The sequence below is a fragment of the Phycisphaeraceae bacterium genome (genome assembly GCA_015709595.1).
In the GTDB taxonomy this organism is placed as follows: Bacteria; Planctomycetota; Phycisphaerae; order Phycisphaerales; family SM1A02; genus CAADGA01.
Genome location: CP054178.1, coordinates 1,767,361 through 1,793,037, shown reverse-complemented (window position 1 = coordinate 1,793,037; position 25,677 = coordinate 1,767,361). Strand labels below are relative to the sequence as shown.

General features: G+C 67.4%; 23 protein-coding genes and 1 tRNA gene. 13 read left to right on the top strand and 11 right to left on the bottom strand.

Annotation, left to right across the window (positions count from 1 at the left end; translation table 11 throughout):
- Positions 1–40: 40 nt before the first annotated feature.
- Positions 41–439, bottom strand: coding sequence for a DUF3568 family protein (locus HRU76_07500; GenBank protein ID QOJ17429.1), 399 nt, complete (start codon positions 437–439; stop codon positions 41–43).
- A 163-nt stretch (positions 440–602) separates the two neighbouring features.
- Here HRU76_07500 and HRU76_07495 point away from each other — a divergent pair, with 163 nt between their 5' ends.
- Positions 603–869, top strand: a complete 267-nt coding sequence (locus HRU76_07495) for a hypothetical protein (protein QOJ17428.1) — start codon at positions 603–605, stop codon at positions 867–869.
- 22 nt (positions 870–891) lie between these two features.
- Here HRU76_07495 and HRU76_07490 read toward each other — a convergent pair whose 3' ends face one another.
- Complete coding sequence (locus HRU76_07490) at positions 892–1,917, bottom strand: hypothetical protein (GenBank protein ID QOJ17427.1); 1,026 nt, start codon at positions 1,915–1,917, stop codon at positions 892–894.
- Positions 1,918–2,069: 152 nt separating this feature from the next.
- Between HRU76_07490 and HRU76_07485 the strand changes: the two genes are divergently transcribed.
- From HRU76_07485 to HRU76_07475, 3 genes are all read left to right on the top strand, one after another.
- Positions 2,070–2,720 carry a DUF2959 domain-containing protein gene (locus tag HRU76_07485; GenBank protein ID QOJ17426.1) on the top strand — a complete coding sequence of 217 codons (651 nt, stop codon included), beginning with the start codon at positions 2,070–2,072 and terminating at the stop codon, positions 2,718–2,720.
- Between the two features lie 200 nt (positions 2,721–2,920).
- Positions 2,921–3,919 carry an ROK family protein gene (locus HRU76_07480; GenBank protein QOJ17425.1) on the top strand — a complete coding sequence of 333 codons (999 nt, stop codon included), beginning with the start codon at positions 2,921–2,923 and terminating at the stop codon, positions 3,917–3,919.
- 211 nt (positions 3,920–4,130) lie between these two features.
- Positions 4,131–4,961 (top strand): DUF4097 family beta strand repeat protein, encoded by an 831-nt coding sequence (locus HRU76_07475; protein ID QOJ17424.1) that lies wholly within the window; start codon positions 4,131–4,133, stop codon positions 4,959–4,961.
- A 56-nt stretch (positions 4,962–5,017) separates the two neighbouring features.
- On the opposite strand, the gene HRU76_07470 is transcribed toward HRU76_07475, so the two are convergent.
- Positions 5,018–5,091, bottom strand: a tRNA-Ile gene (locus HRU76_07470).
- A gap of 140 nt (positions 5,092–5,231) precedes the next feature.
- On the opposite strand from HRU76_07470, the gene HRU76_07465 reads away from it, so the two are divergent.
- Entirely contained in the window at positions 5,232–5,810 is a 579-nt protein-coding gene (locus HRU76_07465; GenBank protein ID QOJ17423.1) for a DUF1801 domain-containing protein, read from the top strand.
- 67 nt (positions 5,811–5,877) lie between these two features.
- Here the strand turns inward: HRU76_07465 and HRU76_07460 are convergent, their stop codons facing one another.
- Positions 5,878–8,262 (bottom strand): HDIG domain-containing protein, encoded by a 2,385-nt coding sequence (locus tag HRU76_07460; protein QOJ17422.1) that lies wholly within the window; start codon positions 8,260–8,262, stop codon positions 5,878–5,880.
- A gap of 392 nt (positions 8,263–8,654) precedes the next feature.
- Between HRU76_07460 and HRU76_07455 the strand changes: the two genes are divergently transcribed.
- The 4 genes from HRU76_07455 to HRU76_07440 all read left to right on the top strand — a co-directional run bounded on the left by HRU76_07455 (position 8,655) and on the right by HRU76_07440 (position 10,733).
- Positions 8,655–9,014, top strand: a complete 360-nt coding sequence (locus tag HRU76_07455; GenBank protein QOJ17421.1) for a hypothetical protein — start codon at positions 8,655–8,657, stop codon at positions 9,012–9,014.
- A gap of 73 nt (positions 9,015–9,087) precedes the next feature.
- Positions 9,088–9,765: a dTMP kinase gene (gene tmk, locus HRU76_07450; protein QOJ17420.1), complete on the top strand. Its 678-nt coding sequence runs from the start codon at positions 9,088–9,090 to the stop codon at positions 9,763–9,765.
- 51 nt (positions 9,766–9,816) lie between these two features.
- Positions 9,817–10,467: an HAD family phosphatase gene (locus HRU76_07445; GenBank protein ID QOJ17419.1), complete on the top strand. Its 651-nt coding sequence runs from the start codon at positions 9,817–9,819 to the stop codon at positions 10,465–10,467.
- Between the two features lie 74 nt (positions 10,468–10,541).
- A complete protein-coding gene (locus HRU76_07440) occupies positions 10,542–10,733 on the top strand; it encodes a hypothetical protein (GenBank protein ID QOJ17418.1) in 192 nt (63 codons plus the stop codon).
- A gap of 39 nt (positions 10,734–10,772) precedes the next feature.
- On the opposite strand, the gene HRU76_07435 is transcribed toward HRU76_07440, so the two are convergent.
- Together HRU76_07435 and solA are read right to left on the bottom strand one after the other, a co-directional pair.
- On the bottom strand, positions 10,773–11,612 hold the full coding sequence (locus tag HRU76_07435) for a hypothetical protein (GenBank protein ID QOJ17417.1): 840 nt from the start codon (positions 11,610–11,612) through the stop codon (positions 10,773–10,775).
- Positions 11,613–11,826: 214 nt separating this feature from the next.
- The gene (solA, locus tag HRU76_07430; GenBank protein ID QOJ17416.1) at positions 11,827–13,023 is read right to left on the bottom strand and encodes an N-methyl-L-tryptophan oxidase; all 1,197 of its coding nucleotides are present in this window, start codon (positions 13,021–13,023) and stop codon (positions 11,827–11,829) included.
- 170 nt (positions 13,024–13,193) lie between these two features.
- Here solA and HRU76_07425 point away from each other — a divergent pair, with 170 nt between their 5' ends.
- Entirely contained in the window at positions 13,194–15,089 is a 1,896-nt protein-coding gene (locus HRU76_07425; GenBank protein ID QOJ17415.1) for a S8 family serine peptidase, read from the top strand.
- Between the two features lie 27 nt (positions 15,090–15,116).
- Here the strand turns inward: HRU76_07425 and HRU76_07420 are convergent, their stop codons facing one another.
- Together HRU76_07420 and HRU76_07415 are read right to left on the bottom strand one after the other, a co-directional pair.
- Positions 15,117–17,264 (bottom strand): serine/threonine protein kinase, encoded by a 2,148-nt coding sequence (locus HRU76_07420; GenBank protein QOJ17414.1) that lies wholly within the window; start codon positions 17,262–17,264, stop codon positions 15,117–15,119.
- Positions 17,261–17,887 carry a sigma-70 family RNA polymerase sigma factor gene (locus tag HRU76_07415; protein ID QOJ17413.1) on the bottom strand — a complete coding sequence of 209 codons (627 nt, stop codon included), beginning with the start codon at positions 17,885–17,887 and terminating at the stop codon, positions 17,261–17,263. Before HRU76_07415 ends, HRU76_07420 begins: the two co-directional genes overlap by 4 nt.
- A 359-nt stretch (positions 17,888–18,246) precedes the next feature.
- On the opposite strand from HRU76_07415, the gene HRU76_07410 reads away from it, so the two are divergent.
- From HRU76_07410 to moaA, 3 genes are all read left to right on the top strand, one after another.
- A complete protein-coding gene (locus HRU76_07410; GenBank protein ID QOJ17412.1) occupies positions 18,247–18,438 on the top strand; it encodes a hypothetical protein in 192 nt (63 codons plus the stop codon).
- Positions 18,439–18,829: 391 nt separating this feature from the next.
- Positions 18,830–19,897 carry an NAD-dependent epimerase/dehydratase family protein gene (locus HRU76_07405; GenBank protein ID QOJ17411.1) on the top strand — a complete coding sequence of 356 codons (1,068 nt, stop codon included), beginning with the start codon at positions 18,830–18,832 and terminating at the stop codon, positions 19,895–19,897.
- 177 nt (positions 19,898–20,074) lie between these two features.
- Complete coding sequence (moaA, locus tag HRU76_07400; GenBank protein ID QOJ19136.1) at positions 20,075–21,106, top strand: GTP 3',8-cyclase MoaA; 1,032 nt, start codon at positions 20,075–20,077, stop codon at positions 21,104–21,106.
- Between the two features lie 19 nt (positions 21,107–21,125).
- Here the strand turns inward: moaA and HRU76_07395 are convergent, their stop codons facing one another.
- From HRU76_07395 to alaS, 3 genes are all read right to left on the bottom strand, one after another.
- Positions 21,126–21,917: a sugar phosphate isomerase/epimerase gene (locus HRU76_07395; protein QOJ19135.1), complete on the bottom strand. Its 792-nt coding sequence runs from the start codon at positions 21,915–21,917 to the stop codon at positions 21,126–21,128.
- Positions 21,918–22,110: 193 nt separating this feature from the next.
- Entirely contained in the window at positions 22,111–22,569 is a 459-nt protein-coding gene (locus tag HRU76_07390) for a hypothetical protein (protein ID QOJ17410.1), read from the bottom strand.
- Positions 22,570–22,675: 106 nt separating this feature from the next.
- Positions 22,676–25,531, bottom strand: a complete 2,856-nt coding sequence (alaS, locus tag HRU76_07385; GenBank protein ID QOJ17409.1) for an alanine--tRNA ligase — start codon at positions 25,529–25,531, stop codon at positions 22,676–22,678.
- Positions 25,532–25,677 lie beyond the last annotated feature (146 nt).

The window sequence follows — 25,677 nt, the reverse complement described above, 5'->3', positions numbered from 1 at the left end:
CACGAGCGCTGAACCGCATGCCCGGCGCTGGCTGGGGCGCTCAGTCGTCCAGCTTGGCCTTGATGCGGTCGAGGATGTTGAAGCTCACCGCCTTGTCGCCGAACGTGCCCACGCGGATCTTCAGCCGGCTCGACTTCTCGGTGACGGATTTCACGGAGATCGAAATGCGGTCGTCCGACGCGGTTCGCGCCACCACCTCGCCATCCACCGCCGTGGCGGCGGAAGACGTGATCGGAATGTTCATGTCCTCGAGCACGGCCTTGGCGGCGTCCACCACCTCGATCGTCCCCGCGTTGTAGATCGTCTCGTAGGTGCCCGCGGATTCGGTGACCGTCGTTCCGCCCGCGGTGGCGGTGGTGGAACAGCCGGTTGGCGACAGCGCGCCGACGAGCAGAAGGATCGACGCCAGACCCGACGCAGCGAAACGCGATGAACGCATGGTGAAGCTCCGTGAAGGGAGCAGCATCATACCGCGCGGGAAGCGGTGTGAAGGGACATTGAGGATCGCGTCCGCCGCGTGATAGGATCAACCCATCTTGATCGACGCACCCCGGCGGCCGTCGTCACCATCGTTACGCCATCTCCCGAATCGAGGCGCCACCATGTCCGACCCCACGTCCGCCTCCGACCCGGCGCAGCCCGACGCCGAAACCCTCAAGCGCGCCCTGAAGGCCTTTCGCAAGCGGCTGAAGCTTACGAAACTGGACGACGAGTCGCGGCTTGGCAACCGATACGTGACCGGGGGCCGATCCTCGAACATTGTGGCCATTCAGCCGCCGCGCGAGTATCCGCCCTCGGTGTGGGCCGCCCTGGTCGCCCAGGGCAAGTTGCGCGACACCGGACAGGGGTTCTACGAGCTGGTGGAGTAGCCGGAAGCGAGGCGACGACTTCTCACCGAAGTCGTGCCGTGACGATCGCGTCGCGGTACTTCACATGGCATGACTTGCACGACCGGTTCAGGTCGGTCAGGTGCCGGCTCAACGTCTCGGCGGGCAGACCGGCGATCAGCCCGCTCTCGATCGAAGAGGCGAGGCGCGCTCCCTCCAGCAGCCACTCGACGAACTCCGGCGGGTGGACCAACGACTCCGGGTCGTCCCGCAGGTTGCGCAGCAGGTCGGCCAGGCGACCCGCTTCGGCGGCGGGCACCAGGTCGGGGTGGTTCGGCGGCGCCTTCCAGCCCGACTTCTCGATGACTTTCAGGTGCTCGAAGGCGTGGTCGATCTCGACCATGGACTGCACCATGCCGGTGGTGACCCAGCGTTCGGGGAAGGCGCTGCTGGCCGAGTCAATCACGTCCGGCGCCGCCAGCGTGGACATGCTGACGCACTGGTACAGCCCCACGTAGTCCGGCGCGGCGCCGGAAACCTTCATGCGCGACACCGCCTCCTCGCTGGTCAGCCGCCCGAGCGTGACCGCCGCCGCCCCGGCTGCTCCCGCGCTTCGGTGCTTGCCGTGATGGCAGTGAATGTAGATCGGCCCCGGCAGATCGCGGACGGCCCGCGCGATCTCGAGTTTGCGCTCCTCCGTCATGCCGTTGTAGCTGATGGGCAGGTGGACGTAACGCAGCCCGTGCCGCGCGGCCAGTTCGACCTCCGGCTGCGCGCCATCCACCGAGATGATGGTGCGGATGCCCAGGGATCGCAGCGTCTCGAACGCGCCTTCATCCGGATCGGGCGCCGAACCGCTGTACAACCCCTCGGAAAACGCGACCACGTTGCGCAATCCCGGCAGGTCGATCGGCGCCAAGGCGTCCGCCGCGGGCGGCGACAGCGCGGCCATGATCGCTCGCTCATCCCGCGGATCGGCGGCTCGATCGGCCTTGGCGCACGCGATGAGCAGCAGCGCGGTCAGCAGGGCCGTCCCGCCGAATCGAAGAGCATCGGCCACCAGCGGCCCCCCGGACATTCGCGGCCCCATGGTGATCACCTCCTGAACGGCGCTCATCCCTCAACGGTAGACTATCGGCGGCGCACGCGGCCAGTCAACGATGGCGTGTGCGCCCCCGCCGCGTCGATCCGGGCCTGGGTGGTCAGCCCGATGCAGGCGGCGCCTTGCTGGAGATCAGACTCATGGTCCGTCACCTTCAATGGCTTCCACTCGGCCTGGTCCTGCTCCTCGTGCTCGGCTGCCAGTCCACCTACTACGGGGCGATGGAGAAGTTCGGCTATCACAAGCGCGACATCCTTGTCGAGCGGGTCGAGGAAGGCCGCGATGACCAGCAGGCCGCCAAGCAGCAGTTCCAGAGCGCGCTGGACCAGTTCAGCGCCCTAGTGGGCTTCAAGGGCGGCGATCTGCGGGCGCTCTACGACCGGCTCAACGGCGAACTGAGCAAGTGCCGCGACCGAGCCAAGGCCGTCACCAACCGAATCCAGTCCATCGAAAGCGTCGCCGCCGCGCTCTTCGAGGAGTGGGAAACAGAACTCAACCAGTACAGCAACCCGGACCTGAAACAGCGCAGCGAGCGCGCCCTGCGCGATACGCAGCAGCGGTACGGCCAGTTGATCGCGGCGATGAAGCGGGCTGAGTCGCGCATGCCGCCCATCCTGACGGCCTTCAACGATCAGGTGCTGTTCCTCAAGCACAACCTCAACGCGCAGGCGGTGGCCTCGCTGGAAGGAGACGTGGCGGAGATGGAGAACGACATCGCCGCCCTGATCGCGGAAATGAACGCCGCCATCGCCGAGGCGGATGCGTTCATCGAGGGGATGGGGCAGGGGTGAGGGGCGCAGGTTCCGGGCGCGGGGCGTCACGCATTGGTGATGAGCGGCACGCAGGGCGGGATGATGCTCCAGGAACCCCGCCGACGGGCGTCGCGGGAGAGCCAGCAGCGGATGAAACGCGGCGGAGTTCACAGAATCACCCCACCCGCTCCCCACGTCCCTCCGCGTTTCAGCCCCTTGGAACGCCGATATAGTCCCTCATGCCCAAGCGCGCCAGAACTCGTCTTTCCAACCCCGTCGTCGGCGTCGATCTCGGCGGCACCAACATGCAGCTGGGGGTTGTGGATCGCCACAACCACATTCACGGGCGGCTGAAACTCAAGACCAAGGCCGCCGAGGGGGCCAAGTCGGTCATCGAGCGGCTGGCACGCGGCGTAGAGGAGTCCTGCGAGCAGGCAGGCATCAAGGTGACGGACCTGAAGGCCGTGGGCGTGGCGGCGGCGGGGGCGATCGACATTCCCAAGGGCGTGGTGCTCAACGCGCCGAATCTCGGCTGGATCGACCTGCCCTTCCGCGACATCCTGCGCAAGCGGCTGGGCGTGCCCGTGGTGCTGGAGAACGATGTGAACGGGGCGGTGTGGGGCGAGTACGTGCTCGGCAAGACCGCCGGGCAGGGCGACGTGCTGGGAATCTGGGTGGGCACCGGCGTGGGGGGCGGGCTGGTGCTCAACGGACGCATCTACCACGGCGCATTTTTCACCGCAGGCGAGGTGGGGCACACCATCCTCGACGTGCGCGAGCCGTGGGGGCAGTCGAAACTGGAGGAAATCTGCAGCCGCACCGGCATGTCGCGCATGATCGTGTCCCGGCTGCATGCCTACCCGAAGTCCGTGCTGCACAAACTGATCGACCCGGCCACGGGCGTGGCTGGCTCCAAGGTGCTGGCCCAGGCATACAAGCGCCGCGACCCGTTGACGGTGGACGTGGTGAACACCGCGGCCGACCTGCTGGGCGTGGCCATCGCGAGTTTCGTCACGCTGCTGGCGCTGGACACGGTCATCGTGGGCGGCGGCGTGACCGAAGCCCTTGGCGAACCCTACCTCAAGCGCATTCGCGCCTCGTTCGATCGCCATGTCTTCCCCGACGTCTGCCGCGGCTGCCGCATCATCCCCACCGAACTGGTGGACAACGCGGGGCTACTGGGCGCGGCGCTGCTGGCGCGCGAGGAGAGAAGAGGTGAGCGAGCGGGAAAGCGTTGAAACGCGGAGGACACGCAGGGCCACGGAGGGGAGAGGACTGAGGACTGAGGACTGAGGACTGAGAGGTGTGGGGGTTCCGGGTTCCAGTGCCTCGTGCCCGATCCCCCTCTGACGGTTGACGACCGCGCTGAAACCACCCGCCCGCCTCCCCCAATCACTGACCAACCGGGCGCGATGGTCGTCTCTTCCTTCCACCCTCCGAGTCACCCCCATGCGTCGAAACATGCTGCGTGTGTTGTTCCTGCTTCCCATGCTGCTGGTTCCCGGGGGCTGCGGGTTGACCGGCTTCAAGGCCACCACCACACAGGTGAACAACGTGCCGCATGTGCCCGGGGCGGCGCTGGATGTCGCCACGCGCAACGGGGCCATCACCATCACCGGCGATCCCGCCGCGTCGGACGTGCAGGTCACGGCGACCATCAGCGCGGGTGGGTTGACCCAGGACGAGGCCGATCAGCGATTGCTCGCCACCGTGCTTGACGTCCGCCGCAACGCCGAGGGCGTGCTGACCGTGCGCGTCCACTGGCCCGAGCCGAAGCATTCCAACGACAGCGCGGCGTTCGACATTCGGCTGCCCGACGCCGACGGTGTGACGGCGGTGACCTCCAACGGCGCGGTCGAGGTGGCCAAACTCGGCGGCCACCTTCGGATCAACACCTCCAACGGGCGCGTGCGCGTGACTGATCACGATGGCCCCGCCGAGGTGGACACCTCCAACGGCTCGGTGACGGTGACGCGGCTGAACGGGCCGCTCACGGTGGACACATCCAACGGGTCCGTCACCGCGGAGCACGTGGCCGGTCCGATGAACATGGACACCAGCAACGGCAGCGTGCAGGTGGTGGTGGACGAGTCCTTCACGGGGCGCGTGGTCTTCGACACCTCCAACGGCCGTGTGCGGGTGACAGACGGACCGGGGCGCGTGGTGAAGTCGAACCTCAAGCGGTCGGGCGGCGTGATCGTGGTGGGCGACGAGTCCACCGAGTCGGTGATCGACACCAGCAACGGCGGCATCACGTTCGAGATTCAGCGGGGGTCGTGACGCCGCCGTAACGATCGTTCCGGCGATTCGTTCCGGCGTCACAGGGGTTGAACAAGTGGGCCTGGACGGACTCGAACCGTCGACCTCACCCTTATCAGGGGTGCGCTCTAGCCAGCTGAGCTACAAGCCCTTCGCCCGTCGGCGGCTGGCCCATGCCGACGGGGTTGAGAGTATAGCCGACCGGTCGCGGCGGGCCAGATGGTGAGATTGAGGCGCCGGGGCCGCGATCACCCGGTCAACGCGGCATCGCGGCGCGGTACACTGCCCATCATGCAGTCCAAAGCCGCCACCGTCGAGCAGTATCTGGCCGAACTCCCTCCCGATCGCCGTCAGGCCATCGAGGCGGTGCGGCAGGTCATCCTGAAGAACCTGGACAAGGATTACGCGGAGGGCATGAGCTACGGCATGATCGGCTACTGCGTGCCGCACAGCGTCTATCCGGCAGGGTATCACTGCAACCCGAAGCAGCCGCTCCCATTCGCCGCCCTTGCCTCGCAGAAGAACTACATGTCGCTGTACCTGATGCCGGTGTACGGCGAGGGCACCGACGATGAGTCGTGGTTTCGCAGGGAGTGGGCGAAGACCGGCAAGAAACTGGACATGGGCAAGTGCTGCATCCGCTTCAAACGGGTGGAGGACCTGGCGCTGGACGTGATCGGCGAGGCGATCCGGCGCGTCCCCACCAGGCGGTGGATCGAGTTCTACGAGCGCACCCTGCTGCGCACGAGCAAACAGGCCGCGGCGCGGTTGGCGGCCCGCAAGGCGGCATCGAAGCCCGCCGCCAGGCCCGCGAAGAAGAAGGCCGCGAAGCGCAACACCAAGAAGAAGACGACCACCAAGCGCCGGTAGAAAACCCGGACATGCGGCAGGCGGGACGCCCGCGCCACGCCATCGCGCCGCGGCTGGAGTCCCACGCTCAGGCCGTCTGACGCGCCGGCTCCGCCTCGGCGGCTTCCGGCTTCACTTCGCCGGTGCGCGGGCCCTCGGAGGTCATGGTGTCGAAGGGCTGCGCCGGTTGCGTCGGGTAGGCGATGCGTCCGTGGTGCAGCGACCAGATGGACCGGATCACCGACTCCTCGATGACCGCCAGCTCGCGCAGAGTGAGTTCGCACTCGTCGAACTGACCGTCGTTGAGCCGCTTGCGGGCCAGTTTGCGCACCAGGTTCTCGATGGCGGCGGGCGCGGGGTCGCTCATGGCGCGAGTGGCCGACTCACAGGCGTCGGCGATCATGAGAATCGCGGCCTCCTTGGTGCGCGGGCGCGGACCGGGGTAGCGGAACTCCAGCTCGCTGACCCGATCCCGTTCGCCTTCGCCCTCGGCCCTCGACCGGGCCGCGTGGTAGAAGTACTCCACCAGCGTGGTGCCGTGGTGCGACTCGATGAAATGGATCAGCACGCGCGGCAGGCCGGCCTCGCGTGCCAGCTCCACGCCGTCCTTCACGTGGCCCACGATCACCAGCAGCGACATGGCCGGGCTGAGTTTGTCGTGCTTGCTGGGGCCGCCCGACTGGTTCTCGACGAAGTAGTCGGGCTTGTTCATCTTGCCGATGTCGTGATACAGCGCGCCCACGTAGGTGAGCAGTCCGTTGGCGCCGATGGCGTCGGCGGCGGATTCGGCGATCGACGCCACCGCCAGGGAGTGGGTGTAGGTGCCCGGGGCGCGCTCCTGCAGCTGCTTGAGCAGCGGGTTGCGCGGGTCGCGCAGCTCCACCAGCGTCATGCCGGTGGGAATGTCAAACAGTCGCTCGATGCTCGGCAGGATGCCCAGCACGAAGAAGCCGACCATGAGGGCGGCGGCGGCGGAAAGACCCGCCTCCATCCAGATCTGCGACCAGGCGCCGGGGATCAGCCGCTGCGCCGCGTCGTAGAGCGGAACCTCGAAGAGCCCCAGCAGCAGCGATCCCAGCCCGCCGATCAGGGCCGCCAGCATGGCCGCCCGCACCAGGATATTGCGGTGACGCACCTCGCCCAGGCAGGCGATCGCCGCTCCGCCCACCGCGACCAGCAGGACGAAGTGGGCGATGGAGAGCTCGAGAGCAAACACCAGCAGCGCGGTCTGGAGCCCGGCGATGGTGGCCGCCAGCCGCTGGTCGTAGGCGATGACCAGCAGCATCGACGCGAAGAGCGTCACCGCCACGCTGGCCGGCAGTGAGAAGGCGGGCGCCTCCGAGGCCACCCCCGCCGCGACGCCCAGCGAACCCGCGCTCAGCAGCGCCAGGGCGATGACGCGCAGCGGATTGCGCGTGATGCGGGGGTAGAAGCGCACCAGGTACGCCGCCATGATGGCGCTGAGCAGCGCCACCACGCCGCACGAACCCAGTCGCCGCACCACGATGGAGACCGTGCTGGCCTGGGCGCGGTACTCCTCCGCCTCGCGCTGAGCGGTGGTGAACTGTTCGGGCGTCAGAATGTCGCCCGGCTTGAAGATGGGGTCGCCGGCGCGGTGCGTCACCTTCACCTCGGTCACGCGGGCGGCCTCTTCCTCGGCCCGCTTGTCCGTCGCCGCCCGGTCGAACACGAAGAACGGCTCACCCCGGTGGGCCAGACGGGCGGCGATCACCGCCGCGGCGTCGTCCGGCAGGCGCAGGTCGCGCAGGGCCTCGCGCCAGCGCAGACGCAACTCCTCCACCGCCTCGGGGCGGACCTCGATGAAGGTGCGCGACTGGAAGGACCGCTCGCCGGCCCGGAACTCGGTGGTCAGGCGCAGCTTCTCGATCTGGGCGTCCTGACTCGAGATCGAAGGCGAGCGCAGAATGACCTTCTCCAGCAGATCGACCGTGATCCACGTGCGCCAGGCGTCGTTGGGCTCGCCTTCCTCGTTGATGAACGACTGAAGCGTCGCCAGACGGCGCTCGGTCAGGTCGAAGGCGGCGCGGATCTCCGGAGCGACCTGGGAGAAGTCGGTGATCTTCTCGACCACGCGCGGCAGGTTGAGCAGCTCCTGCTGCACGTCCGTCACCAACTGCTCGTTGAGCCGGAAGACGTGCGGCGCCCTGGCCCGCTCCTCGCGGCGCTTTTCCTCGGTGGCGGCGGCGTTGATGATGGTGAAATCCACCCGCTTCAGCCGCGCCTCGGTCATCACCGCGCCGACCTGCAGTCGAAGCTGATCGTGCGACACGGCGACGATGGTGGCGGCGACAAAGAAGAACGCCGCGTACACCAGCACGGTGTTGACCAGATCACGCCGCATCAGCAGCCCGCGCAGGTCGATGCCCGTGCGCGGAATGATCCGGCGCAGTTCCTGGCGGCGCCGTTCCGAGCGAATCGTCGCGGGCTTGGACTTGGTCGCGTCGTTGGGCATGCGTCAGTCGGGTCGGCGTCGAGGCCGGGGCCCGTCGTCCCTCCATCCCCCACCATCCCCCGCTCCCCCTCCACGCCGCCTCACCCTAGGCATCCCCCATCGGGTATCATCGTTATCGACGACGCGACGCCAGGCAACCAGCCGATTGGGGGTTTCGGATGGTTCTCCTTCTCGTTCAGGAACGTCCGAATAACTATTCCTCGGGCTCTGCGTCTTTGCCAGTTTCGTGCATGATCGGAGCAAAAACAAGACATTTCGGCGCAGATCGACAAAAAACGGAGCACGTTTCGACGTGCTGGCTGTGCCTGTCCCTGAGTGTCCTTGGTTGGGTGGGTGTCGGATGTGCCCCCCGTCCCGGCAACGTGATGGAGGAACCCTCGCGGGATGCCCAAGTGCTCCAGGCCCTGCGGCTGGCCGCCTCCGACCATCCGGCCGCCGCTCCGCCCACCCCGGCGAGCCATGAGCGGGGACGCTGGGAGGACATCGACCTGGCGGTCTACTGGGCCGTCGCGGAGCCGGGAGTCGAACTGGCCACGGTGCGCCGACGGGACTTCGAGTGGGGCTTCATCTACGACCTGAAGACCATCGAGGGCTGGCCCGGCGTCCTGATCATCGAGCGGGTGGACGGCCCGCGCGTCTACGAAGCCCGCGCCTCGATCGGACGATTCCTCAACACCCGCGCATCCCGTGAGCAGGCGCTGATCAACGCCATCGATCGCTGGATGCGCGCCCTCGGACGCAAGCGGCGGTGAACCAGCCCGCGCTCACCGCCGCCGCTCGCATCCGCGCTTGCCTGATCGACCTGAAGAGGCGATAGTCCGCCCCATGCCTGCAACCGGTTCTCCACCGATCTCAGACGGCGCCTGGGTCCGACGACTCGGCGGACGATTCATCGTCTTCGACGGACCGGACGGCTCGGGCAAGAGCACCCAGATCGAGCGGTTCACGGGTTACTGCCGCTCCCACGGCGTCGATCCCGTCGAAGTGCGCGAACCGGGCGGCACCTCGATCGGCGAGCAGATCCGACGCGTGCTGCTCGACCCGGCGAACGCCGAGATGTCGCTGCGCTGCGAGATGATGCTGTACATGGCGTCGCGGGCGCAGTTGATCGAGGAGCGCATCCGCCCGGCGCTGCGCCAGGGGCGCTTCGTGCTCGCGGATCGGTTCGTTTCTTCCACGCTCGCCTACCAGGGGGCCGCCGGAGGGCTGCCGCTCGAGGACATTCACGCCGTCGCCCGCGTGGCCATCGGCGACGACTGGCCCGACCTGGTCGTGGTGTTCGACGTGGATGAAGAGACCGCGGCCCGTCGTCTCAACCCCCTGCTCGACCGAATGGAGCAGAAAGGGACCGCGTTCCACCGGCTCGTGCGCCGGGGGTACCTCGACCAGGCGGCCCGTGACCCGGATCGACACCTCGTCATCGACGCCTCGCGCGATGCCGACGCGGTGTTCACCTCGCTGTGCGAAGGTATCCGTGATCGCCTCGCCCCCGCGAACGCCTGATGGCTGCAGACGCCGTCATCAGCCCGTTCTGCTGACCTCCTACGATCGGACATGGTGAACGTCGTCGGCAACACAGGGCCCATCCGCGTGGCGTGCTTCGACCTGGGGGGCGTGCTCATCCGCATCTGCCGCACCTGGGCCGAGGGCTGCGCCCGCGTGGGGCTGCCCGTGCGCGACCCGCAGCGGCGCGAGGAGACGGTTCAGGAACGTCAGCAGGTGGTCTACGACTACCAGACCGGACGCATTGACGGCCCCACGTTCGCCCAGCGGCTGAGCGAGATTCTGCGCGGGGCCTACACGCCCGAAGAAGTGATGAATGTCCACCGCGCGTGGGTGATCGAGGAGTATCAAGGCGTCGCCGAGGCGCTGGATCGCCTCAAGCAGGCGGGCCTGCGCACGGCCTGCCTGTCCAACACCAACGATGCTCACTGGCGGGGACTGTGGGACTACCCGGTGATGAATCGGCTGGATGTGCCGCTCGCCTCGCACCTGCTGGGGCTGCACAAGCCGGACCACGCCATCTACCGCGCCGCGGAGGCGCGATTCGGCGCCAAGGGATCGTCGGTGCTGTTCTTCGACGACCTCGAACCCAACGTGGCGGCGGCCCGCGAGGTGGGGTGGGACGCGGTTCACGTGAATCACGCGGGGCGCACGGATGAGCAGATCCTCGCCGCCGCGCGGACGCGGGGCATTGCCGTGTGAACGCAGACGGCCCGTCACCCGCTACACTACCCGTTACTCACACAACGCATGGGGGGCGTGCGGAGCCACGCGCCGTGAAACCCAAACTCGACATGATCGGCAACGTGTGCGGCGTGCTGGGCGCGGCGGTGTGCGTGCTCGCCGTCATCCTGCGACAGGTAGGCAAGGGCGATCCCGCGTTCATGACCATGAACCCCTTTCACCTGTTCGTCGGCGGCGTGGGGATCATCGTCTTCGGCTGCTGGTGCAAGCTCTGCGCGAAGTGACGGCGAATCATGCCGTGATCAGCACCTTGATCCGCTTCCTCAGCGGGCGCGAAGCAGTTCCGCCTCGGCGGCGATGGCCCCGAATGACGCCCACGGGTGCGTCTCAACGATGCGCCGGAATTCATTCATCGCCTGCTCGCGCCGACCTTCCACGAGATCGAGATGGGCCAGCCCGAAGGCCAGGGCCGCGTCTCCCATGGCCGAGGCAGCCCAGTCATCCGCATGAGCCGATGGCGCGGTGAGCCCCGGCTCGTCGGCGTTCGCTCCCAATCCGCGCGACTGGTACAGCAGGCACAGGCGGTGATACGCCTGGTTCTCGATGATCTCCATCTCCGGGCGAATCGGCCGCAGGACGTCGGCGGCTTCGTCATGCCGCCCCAGCCGCTGGAGCGTCATCCACAGCCAGTGCGTGGTGGCGACAAGCATGTCGTCGTTCGTGGAAACGCCGAGACACGCGCGAAACGCGGGCAGGGCGCGGTCGAACTCGCCCAGCAGGAAATGGGCCAGCCCCAGGTGATACCAGATGTTGGAATGGGTGGTCGAGCGCGGCAGGTTGAGCGCGTTGGGCGCGCCGTCCGGCTCCACTTCATCCGGCAGGCCCTGAATCAGATCGGCCGCGCGCGAAAGCCGATCAACCGCCGCCTCGAACCGGCGCAGTGTGATCAGCCGGTGTCCCGCATGTCGCAGCAGACGGAAGGAATCGGGATGCGTCCGCAGCCCCGATTCGAACACCGCATACGACTCGTGATACCGGCCCAGGTACGCGAGCCGCCGGCCGTACCAGATGATGTTCGCCTCCTCGGACGAATCACGCTCGTAGTTCGAGCGGGCTCTGGCCAGATCTCGCTCCAGCGCCGCCAGACGCTCGTCATCGAACATCGGCCGCCGCAGGGGTGATCCCAGGAGGGAAATGGCTTCGATCGGCGATTCGCTGTCCAACGCATCGGCGAGACGAGCGGATGTCCCGTCATGCCGATCTGTCCGGTGGCTTGCGCAGGAGGCGCTCGCCCCGACAAGCAGAAGCACCGCGGCGGTGTGGATCAATATGGGACAGCGCGACATGTCGGCAGCGTACCAGATTGCCCCGCGTCGATCACGCGCGGAATCGCGCCGCGGCGAGGAAGCCGATGGGCAGGTCGGTCCTGCCGCGCGTCGCCAGGTCGGCCAGCGCCTCCCCCACCACCGGGGCGAACTTGAAGCCGTGCCCGCTGAAGCCGCAGGCGATGGTGACGCGCCGGTGGATCGGATGCCGGTCGATGATGAAGTGACCGTCCGGGCTGTTGGTGTACAGGCAGACGCTCGAGGCGACGGCTTCGCCGTACACGCCCGGAAACGTGAGATCGAGGAATCGCTTGAGCGCGGCGATCTCGTCGGGCCGCACGCGGCGGGGGAGCGTCTCCGGGTCGCAGGTCTCCCCGGCGAAGTGCAGCGACACCTTGCCCGTACCGTGATCGTTGACGCAGGGGAAACCGTAGTAGAACGAATCAACGGCCCGCGCCACACCCCAGCAGGGCGTCACCCGCGGGCGGAATCGAATCGGGTCGCGCATGGCGAACCACACGGCGGGCTGCCGCGACACGCGCAGGGCCAGACCGCCGGGAGCGCTGGAGCCGCGACGCTCCGCGTCGCGCAGTTCATCGACGGACCCCCGGGGCTCGATCACATCCGACGACCACGCGCCCGCGCTCAGGATGAGATGACCGGCGCGGAACTCGCCCCGATCCGTGATGACGATCACCTCATCGTCCTGCTCACGCCAGTGGAGCGCCCGCGTGTTGTCAAGAATCGCCGCCCCCGCTTCACGGGCCAGCCGCGCCATCGCGGTCACAGCCCGCTCAGGCAAGAGCGTGCCCGCATCCTGCTCAAAGAAGCCCACGTCATCCGGCATGGGACGGATGAACGGATAGCGTGAGACAAGCGAACCGGCGTCGAGCACCTCGTGCGGCAGGCCGTGACGACCGGCCGTGTCCAGCGTGCCCGCGATCAGGTGGTGGTCCGGCGGGCCGATCCACAATCCGCCGCTGGGGTGAAACAGCGTCTCGCCCGCCTGCTCCTGCAGCGTGAGCCACTGCTTTCGCGCGCGCTGAAGCAGGGGCACGTAGTCCGGGTGCTCGTAGTACGCGACGCGAAAAATGCGTGATTCGCCGTGCGATGACCCGAGCGCGTGCCCGATGGTGAACCGCTCGACGCCCAGCACGCGCTCGCCCCGGCGCGCCAACTCCAGGCAGCATGCGGTGCCCATCGCGCCGACGCCCAGAACGATGATGTCGTATTCCGCTCGACCGGCCATTCGATGAGGCAGGATACCCCTCAAGCCGTTTCACCAGGCGGCGAACCGCCGGTTCTTCATTCACTTTTGCCATCCGTTTTCGCGGGTTTCAGTGTACCTTGACGGGCTACAGCCGCCGGAAGCGCGATGCACGCGCCTGATCGGCGGTCGGTTCACGGGAGTGGAGAGTCATGCGTCTGACAATGACTGTCATGGCGTTGTTGGCGGGAATGGGCGGGCTGGCGAATCCCGTCTCATCCCAGGCGCCCGTTCTGGATGATCCGGTTGCTGGCCCACCATTCGTGCGTCCGGCATTTGAATGTCGTCTCGTCATCAAGTTCTCGGACCACGTGCTGGCTCGCGTCCGGGACGGGCGACTCGTCTCCCAGGCGGGGGTGGATCTGTCGGCCGCCGGCGCAGCGCTGGCGCGCCACGGCGCGGCGCTGCATCAACTGATCCAGCTGCCCGACGATGCGATCGAGCGGCTTGAGTCGCGGGCGCTGCTGAACAGCGGTCAGCCACAGCCCGATCTGCGGTCGATGATGCGGGTGGAAGTCGTCGACGACTCGATCGAGGCGCTGGCCAACGATCTGGCGGCGCTTCGATTCGTGGAGTGGGTGGAGTTCGAGGAAGTGCTGCCGCCGCCGCCCTTCATCATCGGCGGGGGCTGCGAGGACATCGCGCCCGTCACGCCCAGCTACCGAACCAATCAGACGTATCGCGGCCCGAACCCCGGCCTGAACATGGACGCCGCGTGGACGCTGGGCTCGGCGCGAGGCGGGGGCATCCGCGTCGCGGACTGCGAGTACGGCTACAACGCCAACCACGAGGATCTCTGCTGGATCACCATGGAGCAGGGACAGACCATCCACCCGCAGGTCATCGCCAACGGGTGGGATGAGCACGGCACGGCGGTGTTCGGCGAGATGATCTCCGGCGACAACGCCTACGGATGCCTGGGCCTGGCCCCGGACGCCGAGGCGTACTTCTTCACCGAGTGGTCGGTCGAGCAGGGAAGCCGCCGGGCCACGTGCATCGCCAACGCCATCGCGACGATGGATGCGGGCGACATCGTCGTGCTGGAGATGCAGACCACCGGCGCGGGAGGCGGCTACGGCCCGGCGGAACTGAACAGCAGCGTGTGGACGCTGGTGAAGAACGCCACGGACGCCGGCATCATCGTCGTCGCCGCGGCAGGCAACGGGAACCAGAATCTCGACTCCTCCGCCTACGCCCCGTACATGGCCCGGGGGGACAGCGGCGCGATCATCGTGGGCGCGGGGTCGAGCAACACCAGTCACGACAAGCTGTCGTTCAGCACCTACGGCTCGCGCGTCAACGTGCAGGGATGGGGGCAGAACGTCTTCACGCTCGGGTACGGCTCATACGCGCAGCATGGGGGCGACAAGAACCAGCGCTACACCGCGGGGTTCAGCGGCACCAGCTCCGCCACGCCTCTGGTTGCCTCGGCGTGCCTGGCGCTGCAGTCGCTGGCCGTGGAGCACCTGGGGCGGCGGCTCACACCCGCCGAGATGCGCCAGCTGCTCGTCGAGACCGGCATTCCACAGGGCGCGGGCGGGCACATCGGCCCCTTCCCCAACGTGCTGGCGGCGGGCCTGCGGCTGACGGGGGATCGGGCCACCCTGGAATCCCTCACGCTGGTGACGGGCGAGGCGCTCGAAGGCGGCATCGAGCGACTCAACGCCTCCGACGATGTGCGCCTGCGAACGCGATCCGGCTATGGAACCACCTTCACCGACCTTCACCTGCTGGACATGATCATCCGCGCCAGGACGAGCGTGACCAATCCGACAACACTGGATGTCACCGTGGAGTCCTCGATCGGCCATCCCAGCGGCGTCGCCCGGCTGCGGCTGCGCCATCGAAACACCGGCCAGTTCGAACAGGTGGCCCAATACGCCATCGGTCCGGTCGAGGAGACGATCGACGTGGAAGGTCTGGACGCCTCGCGCTACGTGCAGGCGCAGGGGGTGATCGACCTGATGATCCGGCACGTGGTGGCGGTGCCTGTCTTCGCGTTCACGTTCGAGTCACGGTTCGACGTGGTGACGATCCGGGCGCGTTAGCAGAAGCCCCATGATGAGGCGGAATCCTCACCGTGCCGCCGATTGCAGCGCGGTGCGCAGGTCGAGGTGCTCCACCTGATGCTCCTGACGCAGCAGGTCGCGGTGCAGGTTCACCACGCGTTCCCGTTCCGGGTCGTTCAGGCCCCCCGGTCCGTACCCCGACGCCAGCGCCTCCAGCACGGCCAGGTGAAGCGGCGAACGGTGGTCGAACCGGCGATAGCGATCCTCCAGGTCGATCAGCGCTCGAATGGCCTCGCCCAGCGATGGATCAACAGCCGGGTCAAAGCCGGGCGTACGGACCGCCCGCTGCACGGCGACGCACGCGGCGAGGGCCTCCAGATCGTCCAGCCGCGTGTCGTCGGGCGGTAGGATCGCTTTGAACCTCGGCGTGATCTCATCGAGCAGCGTCATGGCCTCGTCGATGCGCCCCTGGCCCAGACGCCAGAACGCGAGCAGAAACTTGTGGTTCAGCGGATCGAGGTGATGCCCGCGTCCGGCGGCGTTCTCGCGCTCGACCAGTCGCTCCAGAACCAGCACCTGGGCGTTGAACAGGGTCTCGGCGGCCAGAGGATCATCCAAGCCGATCCCGCTGAGCATGAAATGGCTGACCCACACCTGGGAAAGCAGCCGGGATGTGGCGGATTGGGTGGCGGCACGGGCGAACAGAACTTGGGCATTATCGATGGCGCTCCCCCTGAGTGCTGAATACTCCTCAATCGCAACGCCTGCCTGCCTGGCGAAGTGCCTCGCCACCATCCCACCCGCAGCAATCGTGACTGCGATGATCACGCTCCCAGCAGCCACTGATGGATGGCGCTTGGTCCAGAGTCGCAACAGGCGGTAAAGCGACGGCTTCGCCCAGCGAATCGGTTCGTGGCGCAGCCAGGCATCCAGATCATCCGCCAGGGCGGCGGCGGAATCGTGCCGACGCGATGGATCGGGTTCCAGCGCCCGGCGGCAGATGGCCGCCAGATCGGGATCAATCCGTCGTTGGCCGACGTCCAGCGAGGGAGGCGTGCGCCGCCCCGTGACGGCGTCGTGGGTCCGTGCGATGTCCGCCGCCGTATCGCCGTTGGGCAGGCGGTCGGTCAGCAGCAGGTAGAGGATGCCGCCCAGAGCGTACACGTCCGAAGCGGTGGTGAAGGCGCCCGCATCGAGCCGGTACTGCTCGGGCGAGATGAAAGCCAGGTTGCCGATCGGCGCGTCCGTCTGGTAGCGACGCGGAAACTCCTCCGACTCGCCGAGCCGCATGGCGATGCCGAAGTCGGTGATCTTGGGCACCCCGTCCGACGTGAGCAGAATGTTGCCCGGCTTCAGGTCGCAGTGCACCAGTCCGGCGGTGTGGGCGGCATGCATCCCCCGGGCCACGTCGCGGACCAGGCGGACGGCCTCGCGCGCCGCAATGGGTCGATCCTGCCGCTCCAGCCACTCTCCCAGATCGCCCTCCTCGACGTACTCCGCGACGATGTAATCCTCGTTGTCGGTCGAGACGCCTCGATCGAGAATCCGCACGACGTTCGGATGCGTCACCCGCCGCGCCTTGGTCGCCTCGTCAGTCAGGCGGAATCGGGTCATTTCTTCCGTGGAACGCACGGCGAGCACCTTGATCGCCACCAGGGCCTCATGGTCGCGCTCCGACAACAGTCGATCCACCGCCAGGTAGACCTGACCCGAGGCCCCCACCCCCAGCAACTCCCGCAGCTCGTAGCGGCGCCGTCCACCGCCCGTCGATGGACCGAACTCGCCCGGAAGCGACTTCGTCGGTTGACGCACGAATGCGTCGCGCAGCCCCGTGGTGGACCAGATGGCGCCGTTGAGCGCGGCGGCCTCGCGAATCTCCGTCTCCAGGTCGGGGTACCGCTCCACCAGCGACTCGACCGCCTGCCCGTGGGCGCGACGCGAGCCCGACAGGGCGCGAAGCGTGACATCCAGCGCCGCATCCAGCGACACGAGACGATCGCGCAGATCAGGAATGGCGTCCAGATACCGTTCGAGCGTCACCTCCAACCCGCGCTCGATGCGATACCGACCGTCCGCCTCGATGATTTCCGCCAGCGCGTCGTCGGACGCGCCGGGCGACACGTCATGAACCACGTCGGCGAAAGGCAGGTCGCGGCCGGTCTTTCGATAGAGCGCCAGGGTGCGATCGCGCGGCGTAGGCGCGGCCCGGTTCATCCCAGCGCTCCATCGTCGATCAGACGGCGCAGCGTTTCCCGGATGCGATGCCACCGCTGCCTGGCGGCTGACCCCGACATGCCCAGATGCTCGCCGATCGAGTCGTGCGTCTCCCCCTCCAGCCAGAGCGCGAGAAACTGGCGATCCAGCGGATCCTGCAGGGCGCGGAAGACCTGCTCCAGTTCAACCTCGACATTGGAATGCTTCTCGCTCCCCGCTTCCCCCAGACGACGCAGCATGGCGGCGGCGAAGGCGCTGTCGCTTCCCTCCACGTGCCGGAGCCGCCGGGTGACGCGCGACCGATCAACCACGGCGTGGTCCGCCATCCGGAACACCAGCGACCAGAGCTCCTTCGGTACGGTGGCCTCCATCTTGCCCTGGCCCACGTACAGATCCAGCCGCCGCGTGACGGTGGAGAGCACATCCATTGAATCAAACAGGCGACGCATGGGGCGGCTGAGTTTCCAGCGCACCCGCCGCCGGATGCGGGCGCCATACCGGGCCATGAACTCGGCGGCGGCGGATCGATCCCCCGATCGCATGCGCTGCAGCAGGTCCGCCACGACCCCGGAAACGCTGGTCAGATCACCACCTTCGGACGTCGGACCCGCTGGTGGGGGCATTTCGACAGGCGCGGCGACCCGTCCGGTCACCCCGGAACGGGCCCATGAACCTGCCTGAAGCACCACCAACCCCATCGTTCACCAGCCCTCCGAAAAAAAAAACTTCATGAGTTTGTCACACTCGGCCTTCGGCGAACGCCCCTATCTGTGGCGAAGCGGATTTGAGCCGTGGTCCGAGGGGAATCGTGACCCCTCGCACGGCCCGAACCGACCTTCGAGGAGGCATCGTCATGGGGCCAATGCATCATCATCGTACCACGCGGTCGCATTTCGTTGGAGAAGATTCCGCAGGAACCTGTCGCCACGCCATGCCATGGCTTTGTGCCGCCGTTATCGCTGCATATTGCAGCACGACAACCGTGGCATCCAGTGCTCCAAACATCGCTGGCGAGGGACTTTCCGTCACCAACCAGTCAGCAGCGACGACGTTGGCCAGCGATCCGCTGTGGGACTGGGAGATCATCCTGAAGGCGGACATCGACGGCGACGGCTGGATCGGACCGCCTCCGCCGCCGCCCCCGCCGCCGGGTGGTGGAGGAGGCGTCGCCTGACCCGTCATCCGCATCATCCCGCCTCTCCCGCCCACGCCTGCGCGATGCCAACCCGCGCGGGCGCGGGCCTTTACGCGCTCACCTTTGGGGGAACACCTCGACTCCTTTATGTGGGATCAGCAGGGGTCGAGGCCTAGGCGAGGAAGCCGAACCGGGGGTCGGACCTCGCCACTTGGACGGACCTGACGATCGGATGCTCCCATGGAATGCAGCATCCACGTCGGGTCCGTCTTTTTTGACCCGCATCGGCCGCATCGTGAAGAACAGAAAACACCGGCATCGAGTCGTGGGGTCGAGTCATGGAATGGCGGCTCGCTAGAATCGGTCCGATGACGGCCCATGTGCGGCTGTCCCAACGCCATCCGGGCCATCCCACACACTTGTCTTCCCCATGCCAACCACGCACACCGCCGAAGCACCCGCCCCATCCCATTCCGGCGCCCGACGACCTGGAGCCATTCTCATCACCGGAGCCGGCGGAGAAATCGGCCACGGGCTGATCGAGCGTTTCCACACCGACCACCGGGGCAGCGTGGTGGCGATGGACGTTCGCGACTTGGATGCGGAGCTCAAGTCCAAGTGCCACGAGGCGCTGGTCGGGGACATCTGCGATCCATCACTCATGGAGCGGCTTCTTGCGACCTATGAGATTACCGAGGTTTACCATCTTGCCGCGCTTCTCTCCACGCGCAGCGAGTTCAACCCCGAGGCCGCCCACGAGGTCAACGTCAAGGGCACGCTCAACCTGCTGAAACTCGCGGCGGAGCAGGCACGCTCCCACGGTCGCCGGGTGAAGTTCATCTTCCCCTCCTCCATCGCCGCCTATGGCATGCCGGACCTCGTCACCAAGGCCAGGGCCGGCGCGGTGAAGGAGCACGAATGGTGCATGCCCGCCACCATGTACGGCTGCAACAAGCTGGCGTGTGAACACCTGGGCCGCTACTACGCCCGTCACTACCGCCTGCTGGCCAAGGACCGCATTCCGAACATTCTCGACTTCCGATCCATTCGCTTCCCCGGCATCATCAGTGCCCACACCCTGCCCAGCGGAGGCACCAGCGACTTCGGCCCGGAGATGCTCCACGCCGCCGCCAAGGGCGTGCCCTATGCCTGCTTCGTGCGTGAGGATTCGCGCATTCCCTTCATGACCATGCCCGACGCCATCGAGGCCTTGCTCACGCTGGCCAGCGCCGACGCATCCCGGCTGACCCAGGTGGTCTACAACGTGTCGGCGTTCAGCCCCAGCGCGGGTGAGTTCGCCGAACGGGTGCGCAAGTCATTCCCGGGCGCGTCGATCACCTTCCAGCCCGACCTGCAGCGCCAGCAGATCGTGGACAGCTGGCCCGCTGACTGCGATGACGCCGCCGCCCGGCGGGACTGGGGCTACAGGCCGAAGCACGACTTCGAGAAGGCGTTCAGCGAATACCTGGTGCCGGCGATCCGGGCCCGGTACGCGTGAGCAGAACGTCAATGCCAGTGGCACAGGCGTCCCGCCTGTGATTCCGCCGCCGAGGGATCGTGCATCGTCGAGGGCGCCGCTCATCTATCATCCCCCGTGATCCGCCTGCCGATCGTCCCCAACTCGGCCGCACCCCCGCACGAGCCATTCAACGGCCCGCCTCGCGCCCCCCAGCCCCTGCATGATGACGCCCTCGACCCGGCCAGGCGGCGGTTGATCGACTCCCATGGCCGCACCATCCGCGAGGTGCGGCTCTCGCTCACCGATCGCTGCAACTTCCGCTGCGTCTACTGCATGGACCCGGATTTCCGGTACATGCCCAAGCGCGAACTGCTCACGCTTCAGGAGTACCTGACCCTCGGCCGCGTGCTGCGCTCCCTGGGCGTCACCAAGATCCGGCTGACGGGCGGTGAGCCCACGCTCTACCCCGATCTGGACGCGGTCATCGCGGGGTTGGCGGCGATGGGCGTGCCCGACCTGACCATGACCACCAACGGCTCGCTGCTCACCCCCGAGCGGGCGGCCCGCTGGAAGCGGCTGGGGCTTGGGCGCGTGACGCTCTCGCTCGACTCGCTGCGCGATGATCGCGTGCGGACCATCACCCGCTCCAAGACCGGCGTGAGCGCCGTGATCCAGGCCATCCGCGCGGCGCAGGACGCGGGGCTGGGGCCGGTCAAGGTCAACGCAGTCATCCTGCGCGGTGTCAACGACGATGAACTGCCCGACTTCGCCGACTTCGCGCTGAAGCACGGCGTCGATTACCGGCTGATCGAGTTCATGCCGCTCGATTCGCAGCACCAGTGGTCGATGGACCGCGTGGTCAGCGCGCGGGAGATGCGGGAGCGCATCGAGCGTCGCCACCCGCTCACGCCCGAGCAGGATGATCCGTCGAGCACCTCGATGAACTTCCGCATCGCGGGCCGGGCGGATGCCCGCATCGGGCTGATCGCCCCGGTGACGCGGCCTTTCTGCGGGGCGTGCAGCCGCCTGCGCATCACCGCCGACGGCAAGGTGCGGCCCTGCCTGTTCAGCCATGATGAGTGGGATCTGCGGGCTGTGCTGCGATCCGTGCCGCTCGATGATCCTGGCATGGACGAGCGCCTCACCCGCTTCCTCATCGACGCCACATGGACCAAGCAGGCCGGTCACGGCATCGGGTCGCGCACTTTCGCCCAGCCGGCGCGCACCATGAGCGCGATCGGGGGGTAGTCCCGTCAACCACGAGGGCTCACTCGTCCACCGTGCGGTACTTCGGTTCTCGCCGCAGCACATCGCGCACGCGCTCCAGCAGCGTTCTGGTGAGACGGATGCCCTCCGGCTCAGTGTGCTTCGATCCCTCGTACTCGATGCCCACGTAGCCGCGGTACCCCGCGTCGAGCACGATGCGCATCATCTTCTCGAAGTCGGTCTTCGTCTCGTTGCCCTGGTCATCGAACTCGTGGCTCTTGGCGCTGACGGCCTTGGCGAAGGGCATGAGCTCCGCGACGCCCTTGTAGCGGTCGTACCAGGCGTCGGGCTCGTGCTGGCGGCTCCAGTCGAAGCAGAAGTTGCCGAAGTCCGGCAGCGTTCCGCAGCGCGGATGATCGACCATCTTCATCACGCCCGCCAGCCACTGGCCATTGGACGAGTTGCCCCCGTGGTTCTCGACGATGACGTTGATGCCGAAGCCGTCGGCGAACTCGGTGAGCCGGCGCAGCCCGTCGGCGGCGAGTTTCTGCTGCTCCTCGTAGGTTCCCGACGACTGGGCGTTGACGCGGATGGAGTGACAGCCGAGGTGCCTGGCCGCCTCCACCCACTTGTGGTGGTTCTCGATGGCCTTCGTGCGCCGGACGGGGTCGGCGTCGCCCAGGGCGCCCTCGCCGTCGCACATGATGAGCAGTGACTTCACGCCGTGATCCGCGGCGGCCTTCTTCAACCCGTCGAGCGTCGCCCGGTCGCGGGCCTTGTCCTTGTAGAACGAGTTGACGTATTCGATGGCGTCCAGCCCGTAGTCCTCGCGCGCGATGCGGGCGAAGTCCATCGGATCGGCGCTTCCGCCGCGGAAGGCGCGATGCAGCGACCACTGGGCGAGCGAAATGCGGAACAAGGGGTTGTCCTCCTGCAGCAGCCCGGCCAGCGCGCGAGCAGGTCGCGCCGCCGCGAGCGATGCGGTTGAAACGAACGCGGCGCCGACGAATGCGCGGCGCGACAGACCAGATCGATCATCGGCATGGTCATGGCTTCGAATCACGGCGAGACTCCTTCTCCTGGTTGGGCGGCGAGCGGTGCGGCAGCGCACAGTGAAACCCGATGCAGGGCACCGAATCGACTTCCTCCGACTCCTCCGCGGAGCCGATCGCGTCGCTGACGCGAGAGAGCAGTTCTTCACTCAGCGGCACGGAGACGATGCGCTGCCCAGCGGGCGTGGATTGCACCACGGTCAGCGCACCCATCGCCCCTTCGTGCTGCAGGGCGCGAACCACGTTGCCGCCCACCTGCTCCTCCAGCGAGGCGATGGTGGTGACATAGGTCGGCAAGCCGCCGGGAGAGTCGTCCTCGGGCGCGGGTGCTTCGGGCTTCGCCCCCGGCGCCGATGGCTGCGGTTCCTTCTCGGCTGGCGGCGTCGGCGGCCTGCTCCCCCCCGGTGACGCGGATGGGGCGGACTTCGGATTCGAGTGCTTCCTGCCGGGCATGAGAACCTGTCCCTCGACCTTTCGCGTGCAGTCGATCCAACACGCAGGTCGGTTGATTCCTCGAAGAAAGCCCCCTCACCCCACCCCTCTCCTGACGGGAGATGATCTACTTCAGCACCGACTCGGCGTACGTCTTGGCCTGCTGCATGGCCTCGTCAATGCGCTCGGGATACCTGCCGCCCGCCTGGGCCTGATCGGGTCGCCCGCCACCGCCTCCGCCGCAGATGGCGGCGACTTCCTTCACCCAATCCCCCGCCTTGAGCCCCTTGGCGATCAGATCCTTCGGGACGACGGCCAGAATGCTCACCTTGGACTCGATCTCGTCGCCGGAGAACAGCATGCAGGCGGCGTCGGGACGCCTGGCCTTGAACACATCGCCCGCGGCGAGCAGCGACTCGGCGTCCGCCCCCAGCAGGCGATCGACGATGATGCGCCCCTGAATGCTCTCGGCAAGCACGCGGGCCTGGCTCACCACCAGGTCGCGGGTGCTGGCCGTCGCCTGCTTTCGCTGCTGCTTGACCTTCTCGCGCAACTCCTCCAGGCGCTCGGAGAGGCGGTTCCGGGCCACCAGCCCGATGGAAAGCTCCTCCATTTGGCGGCCGATCTCGGCGACTTCCTCGGCCAGCTGCTGACCCTCCATCGACATCGCGCGGAAGGCCCGCGCCTCGAGTTCGCGCCCGGCGACCTCGGCGGCCAGAGCGGCCGGTCCGGTGAGGGCGATGATCCGCCGCACCCCCGCCGCCACCGCGCCCTCGCTGAGCAGCACGAAGCGCTTGGCCTCGCCGGAGGTGCTCAGGTGCGTACCGCCGCAGAACTCAATGGAGCACTCCTGCCAGCGCTCCAGGTCCGGCTGGGCGATGAGCCGGTCGATGGACGGGCCGATCGACACCACGCGCACCGGGTCCGGATACTTCTCGCCGAACACAGCGCGCACGCCATTGATCTTGTAGGCCGTGGCCAGCGGCACTTCCTGCACGTGGACCGGCAGATCCTGATGAATCGCGGCGTTGACCAGGCGCTCGACCGCGTTGATCTCCTTCGGCGTCAGCGCCCGGCTGAAGGAGAAATCGAAGCGCAGCCGATCCGGCGCCACCAGCGACCCGCGCTGCTGCACCGAATCGCCCAGCACCTGACGCAAGGCCAGGTTGAGCAGATGCGTGCCGGTGTGGTGGGCCTTGACCGGCTCGCGATGCTCGGGCTTCACGGCCACGGTTACGCGCTCCGCGATGCGCATGGCCCCGGAGTGCATCTCGCCGACGTGCAGCACGTAGTCGCCGGAGCGGATGGTGTCCTGCACCTCGAACCACGCTCCCGCCGCGGTGGGCGAGCCGTGCAGATCGCCCGCCTTGGGCGTATTGCGTCCGCCCTCCAGTCGGATCTCGGCCTTGTCTCCCACCTGCCCTCCCTGCTCGGCGTAGCAGTTGGTTCGGTCGAGGATCAGCGCCACCCGCCGCCCCTGCCGGGCGATGTTGTCGAAGTCGCGCCCGTTCCAGATGGCGCGGATCTCACTGGTGATGGGTCGCCCGTGGTACTTGTCGATGTCGTCCGTGGGGGGAATCTGCAGGTGACGCAGCCGCGCCAGCGCATGGGGCGGCAGCGTGAAATCCACCTCCTGCTTCTCCTTGGCGAACCGCTGCGGGCGGCTGCGCGATCGCGCCTCCTCCATCAGCCGGTGGAAGCCCTCCTCATCGACTTTCAGACCCTTCTCCTCCGCCATGACGCGCGTCAGGTCGATGTCGAAGCCGTAGGTGTCGTGGAGTTTGAAGGCGTCCTTGGCGGCGATGACGCCCGTCCCGGCGGCCCGTGCCGCGGCATCATTGAACAACTCGATCCCCCGGTCGATCGTCTTGAGGAACAACTCCTCCTCGCGGTGGACGACGTCCGACGCATGCCTCGCCTTGCCGGCCAGCTCGGGGAAGGCGTCGCCGATCGACTCCACCACCGACGGCACCAGGTGATGCAGCACTGGCCCGCGCACGCCCAGCGTCTGGTGCGCATGCCGCACCGCCCGGCGGAGGATGCGCCGCAGCACGTAGCCGCGCCCCTCGTTGCTCGGCTCCGCCCCGTCGGCGATGGCCACGGTCAGGCAGCGGATGTGGTCGGCGATGACGCGGTAGGCGATGTCCACCGGGTCATCGAGATGGCCCGTGTAGGGATGCGCCCCGGTGTGATTCTCGATGGCCATGAACACCGGCATCCACAGGTCGGTGTCGTAGTTGCTGGTCTTGCGCTGCAGCACGCGGACGATGCGCTCGAAGCCCATGCCCGTGTCCACGTGCTGCGCGGGCAGGGGCGTGAGCTTGCCGTCCTGCCCGCGATCGAACTGGATGAAGACCAGGTTCCAGATTTCGATGACGCGCGGGTCGCCCCGGTTCACCAGCGCGCCGCCCTGGCCGTCGTCCGTCTGATCGTAGTGAATCTCGGAGCACGGCCCGCACGGGCCGGTGTCGCCCATTTCCCAGAAGTTGTCCTTCTTGTTGCCGGGGTGGACGTGGTCCTTGGGCAGCAGGCGCAGCCACAGGTCGCGGGCCTCGTGGTCGGGCGCGAGTTTCTCCGCCGGGTCGCCCTGGAAGTAGGTGGCGTGCAGACGCGCCGGGTCGAGTCCCCACACCTTGGTCAGCAGTTCCCACGCCCAGGCGATGGCCTCGCGCTTGAAGTAGTCTCCGAACGACCAGTTCCCGAGCATTTCGAAGAAGGTGTGGTGATAGGTGTCCTTGCCCACATCCTCGAGGTCGTTGTGCTTACCGCCCGCCCGGATGCACTTCTGGCTGTTGACGGCCCGCACATAGGCACGCTTGCCGCGTCCGAGAAAGACATCCTTGAACTGGTTCATCCCCGCGTTGGTGAAGAGCAGGGTGGGGTCATCCAGCGGCACCACCGGCGACGACGGGGCGAAGGTGTGTCCATGCCGCTGGACAAAGAAGTCGATGAACTCGCGTCGAATCTGGGCGGCGGTCTTCATGGCAGGGATTCTACCGCACCCTTCTCGAGCCTGCCCGATGGTCATTGGACCGGCTTCAGCCGCTCCAGGAGCTGCCCGACCCTCCCAGTTCGCCCGTCTCCGCGCGGCGTCTGGGGCTGTTCCCGGGTTTGCGCTTGTATCGAGTT

What these genes read in the sequence shown, in the direction of transcription:
- HRU76_07500 (QOJ17429.1), bottom strand. Translation starts at nt 439, where the DNA reads ATGCGTTCATCGCGTTTCGCTGCGTCGGGTCTGGCGTCGATCCTTCTG.
- HRU76_07495 (QOJ17428.1), top strand. Translation starts at nt 603, where the DNA reads ATGTCCGACCCCACGTCCGCCTCCGACCCGGCGCAGCCCGACGCCGAA.
- HRU76_07490 (QOJ17427.1), bottom strand. Translation starts at nt 1,917, where the DNA reads ATGGGGCCGCGAATGTCCGGGGGGCCGCTGGTGGCCGATGCTCTTCGA.
- HRU76_07485 (QOJ17426.1), top strand. Translation starts at nt 2,070, where the DNA reads ATGGTCCGTCACCTTCAATGGCTTCCACTCGGCCTGGTCCTGCTCCTC.
- HRU76_07480 (QOJ17425.1), top strand. Translation starts at nt 2,921, where the DNA reads ATGCCCAAGCGCGCCAGAACTCGTCTTTCCAACCCCGTCGTCGGCGTC.
- HRU76_07475 (QOJ17424.1), top strand. Translation starts at nt 4,131, where the DNA reads ATGCGTCGAAACATGCTGCGTGTGTTGTTCCTGCTTCCCATGCTGCTG.
- HRU76_07465 (QOJ17423.1), top strand. Translation starts at nt 5,232, where the DNA reads ATGCAGTCCAAAGCCGCCACCGTCGAGCAGTATCTGGCCGAACTCCCT.
- HRU76_07460 (QOJ17422.1), bottom strand. Translation starts at nt 8,262, where the DNA reads ATGCCCAACGACGCGACCAAGTCCAAGCCCGCGACGATTCGCTCGGAA.
- tmk (QOJ17420.1), top strand. Translation starts at nt 9,088, where the DNA reads ATGCCTGCAACCGGTTCTCCACCGATCTCAGACGGCGCCTGGGTCCGA.
- HRU76_07445 (QOJ17419.1), top strand. Translation starts at nt 9,817, where the DNA reads ATGGTGAACGTCGTCGGCAACACAGGGCCCATCCGCGTGGCGTGCTTC.
- HRU76_07435 (QOJ17417.1), bottom strand. Translation starts at nt 11,612, where the DNA reads ATGTTCGATGACGAGCGTCTGGCGGCGCTGGAGCGAGATCTGGCCAGA.
- solA (QOJ17416.1), bottom strand. Translation starts at nt 13,023, where the DNA reads ATGGCCGGTCGAGCGGAATACGACATCATCGTTCTGGGCGTCGGCGCG.
- HRU76_07425 (QOJ17415.1), top strand. Translation starts at nt 13,194, where the DNA reads ATGCGTCTGACAATGACTGTCATGGCGTTGTTGGCGGGAATGGGCGGG.
- HRU76_07420 (QOJ17414.1), bottom strand. Translation starts at nt 17,264, where the DNA reads ATGAACCGGGCCGCGCCTACGCCGCGCGATCGCACCCTGGCGCTCTAT.
- HRU76_07415 (QOJ17413.1), bottom strand. Translation starts at nt 17,887, where the DNA reads ATGCCCCCACCAGCGGGTCCGACGTCCGAAGGTGGTGATCTGACCAGC.
- HRU76_07405 (QOJ17411.1), top strand. Translation starts at nt 18,830, where the DNA reads ATGCCAACCACGCACACCGCCGAAGCACCCGCCCCATCCCATTCCGGC.
- HRU76_07395 (QOJ19135.1), bottom strand. Translation starts at nt 21,917, where the DNA reads ATGGACTTCGCCCGCATCGCGCGCGAGGACTACGGGCTGGACGCCATC.
- HRU76_07390 (QOJ17410.1), bottom strand. Translation starts at nt 22,569, where the DNA reads ATGCCCGGCAGGAAGCACTCGAATCCGAAGTCCGCCCCATCCGCGTCA.
- alaS (QOJ17409.1), bottom strand. Translation starts at nt 25,531, where the DNA reads ATGAAGACCGCCGCCCAGATTCGACGCGAGTTCATCGACTTCTTTGTC.